This is a genomic window from Flaviflexus sp., from assembly GCF_052087705.1.
Taxonomy (GTDB): domain Bacteria; phylum Actinomycetota; class Actinomycetes; order Actinomycetales; family Actinomycetaceae; genus Flaviflexus; species Flaviflexus ciconiae.
In genome coordinates this window covers 4,649-9,538 of record NZ_JBQCYC010000031.1, presented here as the reverse complement: position 1 = coordinate 9,538, position 4,890 = coordinate 4,649, and the positions used below count along the sequence as shown (strand labels likewise).

General features: G+C 57.8%; 6 protein-coding genes. 3 read left to right on the top strand and 3 right to left on the bottom strand.

Going from position 1 to position 4,890, the window contains the following annotated elements:
- The coding region (locus tag ACTHUY_RS11385; protein WP_441678905.1) for a hypothetical protein at nt 1-281 on the top strand (281 nt) is incomplete at its 5' end.
- 100 nt (nt 282-381) lie between these two features.
- Here the strand turns inward: ACTHUY_RS11385 and ACTHUY_RS11380 are convergent.
- Complete coding sequence (locus ACTHUY_RS11380) at nt 382-1,134, bottom strand: sulfite exporter TauE/SafE family protein (protein ID WP_228201577.1); 753 nt, start codon at nt 1,132-1,134, stop codon at nt 382-384.
- 136 nt (nt 1,135-1,270) lie between these two features.
- Here ACTHUY_RS11380 and ACTHUY_RS11375 point away from each other — a divergent pair, with 136 nt between their 5' ends.
- Nucleotides 1,271-2,404 carry a zinc-binding dehydrogenase gene (locus ACTHUY_RS11375; protein WP_441678903.1) on the top strand — a complete coding sequence of 378 codons (1,134 nt, stop codon included), beginning with the start codon at nt 1,271-1,273 and terminating at the stop codon, nt 2,402-2,404.
- Between the two features lie 207 nt (nt 2,405-2,611).
- Here ACTHUY_RS11375 and ACTHUY_RS11370 read toward each other — a convergent pair whose 3' ends face one another.
- Both ACTHUY_RS11370 and ACTHUY_RS11365 read right to left on the bottom strand, forming a co-directional pair.
- Nucleotides 2,612-2,842 carry a hypothetical protein gene (locus ACTHUY_RS11370; RefSeq protein ID WP_441655666.1) on the bottom strand — a complete coding sequence of 77 codons (231 nt, stop codon included), beginning with the start codon at nt 2,840-2,842 and terminating at the stop codon, nt 2,612-2,614.
- A 152-nt stretch (nt 2,843-2,994) separates the two neighbouring features.
- Nucleotides 2,995-3,228, bottom strand: coding sequence for a hypothetical protein (locus tag ACTHUY_RS11365; RefSeq protein ID WP_441655665.1), 234 nt, complete (start codon nt 3,226-3,228; stop codon nt 2,995-2,997).
- Nucleotides 3,229-3,691: 463 nt separating this feature from the next.
- On the opposite strand from ACTHUY_RS11365, the gene ACTHUY_RS11360 reads away from it, so the two are divergent.
- Nucleotides 3,692-4,624 (top strand): sugar phosphate isomerase/epimerase family protein, encoded by a 933-nt coding sequence (locus ACTHUY_RS11360; RefSeq protein WP_441678901.1) that lies wholly within the window; start codon nt 3,692-3,694, stop codon nt 4,622-4,624.
- Nucleotides 4,625-4,890 lie beyond the last annotated feature (266 nt).

Sequence of the window (4,890 nt, the reverse complement as noted above, 5' to 3'; positions counted from 1 at the left end):
ACCTCGTGGTTTCGAGGGATCGAACTGCTGCCATGATGGTCGACTACGACCTGCTGGGCCAGGGCTATGCGTATGTGGATGTTCGAAATTTTTGCTCGTCACTTGAGCTAGAAGCAGCCGCTGCCTTCAGGAATTCATACGGGGCGACCTCGGAAGCGGAGAAGCTCGTTGATCGCGTTGCTGCTCCGCTCGTTGCTCTGCACGAAGCCTGCGCCCGGTCAACGTTCCCGTCGTGGGCCAAAGAGTCTCGGAGAATCCTTGCAACTGAGCTGGAACAATGAGTCGAAGACCTCCTGGTATCGACGCGGAAGAGCCTTGAGGGCAACTCAATTCGGGCTTAAGACGCCATGCAGGTACGGGGTTTAAAAGCTAGATAGGTGTTTAGAACACCAGGTAGACGGCAGAGACGATGGTCAGGCCGATGATGATCGCGTTGAAGAGTTTTTGGTTGATGCGCTTGACGATAAGCCGCCCGATGATGGCACCGACGATGACAATGGGGATCATGAGGGCGGCGATGGAGAGGACCTCGGATGTCATGAGGCCGATACCAGCGGAGAACGGCAGCTTGATGACATTGACGGTGAAGAAGAACCAGGCCTGGGTTCCGAGGAACCGCCTCATGTCGAAACCGGAGGCAATGAAGTAGAGATTCATGACGGGGCCGCCCGAGTTCGCCGCCATCGTCGTAAACCCGCCAAGCGCCCCGTAGAGGGAGCGGATCGACCTGCGAGCAAAGAACTCCTTGATGGTTTCCGCCGTTCCTCGCCTCATGAGTAGAAGAGTGAGCGCAGTGAGGATGAGAAGGATGATGCCGATCGAGCGGCGCATGACTCCATCGCTGACGAAATAAAGGAAGGCCGTTCCCAGCGCCACGCCGACAACGACGGAGGGGATGAGCTTCTTCAGTATTGCCCAGTCAGCATCCTTCGCGTAGATCCAGACCGCTATCAGGTCTCCGACGAGAAGCAGGATCAGGAGCGCCGCCGTTGATTCGCGGGCTGGCAGTATCGCCGCAAAGATCGCGACAGAGAGGGTGACGATTCCCGGAAGTGCGGTCTTGCCGATACCGACGAAGAGCGTGGCGAACACGAGGCCAGCCCATGCAAGAGGAGCCAGATCCGGAATAATCACTCGATCACCCAAGCTTTCTACTAAATGTCGGCAATTTGTAAGCACAAAGGCCTAGATTTGGCCTTACAAACGAGTCTACACTGTTGGTAAGGCACGAGCAGGTCGCTAGCCCCAAGAGATTTCCAATGGAGGAAATATGTCGGTCCAGATTCCCGAAACTATGAAAGCGTCGGTCCTTCGCGATGTGAAGAAGGGCCTTCAGGTCGAGGAGATTCGCACTCCCCGCCCACGAACAGGAGAGGTCCTCGTTAAGGTACGGGCCTGCGGCATGTGCCACTCCGACCTCCACGTCATTCACGGTGACATTGCCTTCCCGCTCCCCGCGGTTCTCGGCCATGAAGTATCCGGTGAAATTGTCGAGGTCGGCCCCGGCAACGAGCACACCGGCCTCGAGGTTGGGCAGAACGTTTCCGGTGCATTCCTCATGCCCTGTGGTCAGTGCTCCGCCTGTTCCGAGGGCCGCGACGATCTGTGCGGTCCGTTCTTTGACATGAACCGTCTCAAGGGTCAGCTCTACGACGGTCAGACCCGCCTCTTCGGTCTCGACGGTGAAGAGATCGCCCAGTACTCCATGGGGGCTCTTGCCGAGTACTGCGTCATCCCCTCGACCTCGGTTGCACCGATCCCGGACAATGTCGACCCCGTTGCGGCAGCCATCATTGGCTGTGCAGTTCTCACCGCCTACGGCGCCGTGCGCCGCGGTGCTGACGTTCGCCACGGCGAGTCCGTTGCCGTTGTCGCCACGGGTGGCGTTGGCTCCAATATCATTCAGATCTCCCGTGCCTTTGGTGCGAAGCACGTCATTGCAATCGATGTTGCCGACGACAAGCTCGAAGCGGCACGCGCCCTCGGCGCCACGCACACGATCAACTCCACGAAGGAAGACGTGCGCGAGAAGGTCTTTGAGTACACCGGTGGCAGGGGAGTGGACGTGGCCTTCGAGGCCCTCGGACGCCCGGAAACATGGCAGTCTGCTCTTGCTGCACTGAAGGACGGTGGCCGCATGGTGCCGATCGGCCTCGGTGCCGGCGTACAGACCGCCGACGTGGAGATCAACCGCACGGTCCGCCGTTCGCAGTCGATCATCGGCTCCTACGGAGCTCGCACCCGCCACGATCTGCCCGCAACGATCGATCTCGCCTCCCACGGCATCATCAACTACAAGGACATCGTCTCCCAGCATTACTCGCTTGAGAATGTTGCAGAAGGATACGACCTGCTCGCCCAGGGCAAGATCCTCGGCCGCGCAGTCGTCGACATGAGCCTGTAGCCAAGGTCTGTTGGTACATGTTTGTCGAGCCAGTTCCCAAGGGAAGAACGCCGACACGAACAGGTGCCGCAAAAGAATCCCATCCTTCTCGTGTGGGTGGGCGGATAAAAGCAGTCGCGTAACACCGCTGCAATAGAAAGCCGTGGGCCCCGTTCACACTGAACGGGGCCCACGCTGAAGTTTATGGTGGCCGATGGCCTTACAGGATTATGCGCTCCTGCAGGGGAGCGAGAAGACGGCAGTGAGTGCCGTCAGCACGGTGCAGAAACCGGCAAGGATAGTCAATAGCGGGTTGGAAAGAACAACACCCGTGAAAGCAACCATCATCAGCAAGAACATTGTGGCAATGAGAGCCGGAAGGGCTGCTGCACGGTGGTCTACGGACTTCTGGTACGCGGTCTCGGTCGGCGCGTATCCATTCAGGGTCATGGTCGACATGCGTACTCCTTTTCTTAATCAGTTGCCGATAGGCTCGACGGGCCGGGCTGTAAAGCCGTGAAAGGTTGCGACAGATTCGGTTCTTAACTGCGTGAGATCCGTGCGAGCGTAAATGCATTGCAGTGATTGCCCACGGTTGTCGCCAGCCGCTGTTAGTTGTCGGTGTCCATGGTCGAGAGGACAATGACGGGAACTGCGACAGCGGTGATAAGGCCAGCAGCGATCGTGACGATCGGTGCGGAGAAGGCAACGCCGACAACTGCGGCAAGAGTCATAACAACCAGGAAGATCAACAGAGCCGAGAACTGAGCGGCAGAGTTGGTGACGGTAGCGTCAGATGCTTCGAAAGACTGGGCGTAAGCGTGAGCTTCGATAATGCTCGACATAATTTTCGATCCTTTTCATTTTCGGTGCAGAGCTGCGGATGGCTGCTCTGCACATCCGTGTGCTCGGCCCGTTTGGACCGGTCCCTTGTTGGAACACTTCAAGCATAAGACCCATTTGTTAGTACTGCAAGTTAAATTGCAGTGGCTTACATCAACTTTGCAAATGGGAATCTCTTAAAGGCGCTAGAATTAGCCGAAGTAGAATGTTCTTAGTTGTTAGGACAAAACAAATTGGCGACACGTTTGCGCAAGATGGGCAAAGTCTTGAAAGTTTGCTGGCCGTCATGCGTTCCATGGATTTGGTGGGGCGGACTTAGGTCACGGTTTTGCGAATGTCCTGAACGGAAAGCGGAAATTGGGTGAATTTGTTAGGTCAATTCTCTTGATTTCTCTCGGGAGGTTGTTTTACACTATTTGGAGCGCGCCAAAGACGGCGAGCCACGACGAGAAATGGGTGTTTGACATGACTTCGAAGGCGAAGAACACGAAGGATCCGAAGTACTCCAAGCTGACGATTGGCGTATGCCCCGATCAGTGGGGTGTTTGGTTCCCTGAAGACGAGAAGCAGATGGATCCCCGCCAGGCCATGCAGGAAATGGCAGAGGCGGGATTCGAGGTCCTCGAGACCGGTCCGTACGGATACTTCCCGAAGGATCCAAAGGAACTGCAGTCCTGGGCCGATGACTGTGGTATGAAGATCGTTGCCGGCACCGGCTGGGGCATCCTCCACAAGGAAGAGGCCTGGGCCGAGACCGAGAAGACGTTCCGCGAGATTGCCGAAACGCACGCTGCCGTTGGTGCCGAATACATCGTGCACCTGCCCCCGCTTTACCGCGACGACAAGACGTGGGAGTGGACCGATGATCGCGTCCTTTCCGACAAGGCCTGGAACCTCTATGTCGAAAACGCCAACAGGCTCGGCGCCATGCTGCTCGACGAGTACGGCCTGAAGATGGTTCTCCACCCCCACGGTGACTCCCACATTGAGACGCCCGAAGAGATCGCAAAGATCTTCGATGCAACCGATCCCAAGTACGTCAACCTCTGCCTCGACTCCGGTCATATTGTTTATGGCGGTGGCGACCCGGTCGAACTCGTAGAGAAGTACCCCGAGCGGATCACTTACGTCCACATCAAGGCATTCGATGAGGACATTACCCGCGAGGCGCACGAGAAGGATTGGCCGTTCGGCGAGGCAGTTGCCAAGGGTGCATCCGTCCGTCCACCGGCCGGCCTGCCTGAGATGAAGTCGTTCATTGACTCGCTCGCAGCCCTCGACAAAGAGCTCTACGTGATCTGCGAGCAGGACTGCTACCCCTGCCCGCCCGAGTTCCCCAAGCCCAACGCAATCAAGATGCGCGAGTACCTGGCCGAGTGCGGCCTGGGACTCCTCTAGGATGCACGGGCTCCTCTAGAACGCAGGCGGGGCCGGTACTGCTCCGGCCCCGCCCCTCCTGCCGCGGTGCGCGGCACCACACCGCTATGGCGCACGCTCTCTTAGCGCGCACCCACCGCGGCTACCGAAAGTCTCCGTTGGATCCCGGGGGACTGGTGGCGGGCACCTCGAGGCGACTGTGTACGCAGGTTTGCTGAGTCATGCCAGGCGCACAACTTAGTAGCCTGCACTATCGCCTGGGTCTTTCTTCTTTTTACATCTCACTT

What these genes read in the sequence shown, in the direction of transcription:
- ACTHUY_RS11375 (WP_441678903.1), top strand. Translation starts at nt 1,271, where the DNA reads ATGTCGGTCCAGATTCCCGAAACTATGAAAGCGTCGGTCCTTCGCGAT.
- ACTHUY_RS11370 (WP_441655666.1), bottom strand. Translation starts at nt 2,842, where the DNA reads ATGTCGACCATGACCCTGAATGGATACGCGCCGACCGAGACCGCGTAC.
- ACTHUY_RS11365 (WP_441655665.1), bottom strand. Translation starts at nt 3,228, where the DNA reads ATGTCGAGCATTATCGAAGCTCACGCTTACGCCCAGTCTTTCGAAGCA.
- ACTHUY_RS11360 (WP_441678901.1), top strand. Translation starts at nt 3,692, where the DNA reads ATGACTTCGAAGGCGAAGAACACGAAGGATCCGAAGTACTCCAAGCTG.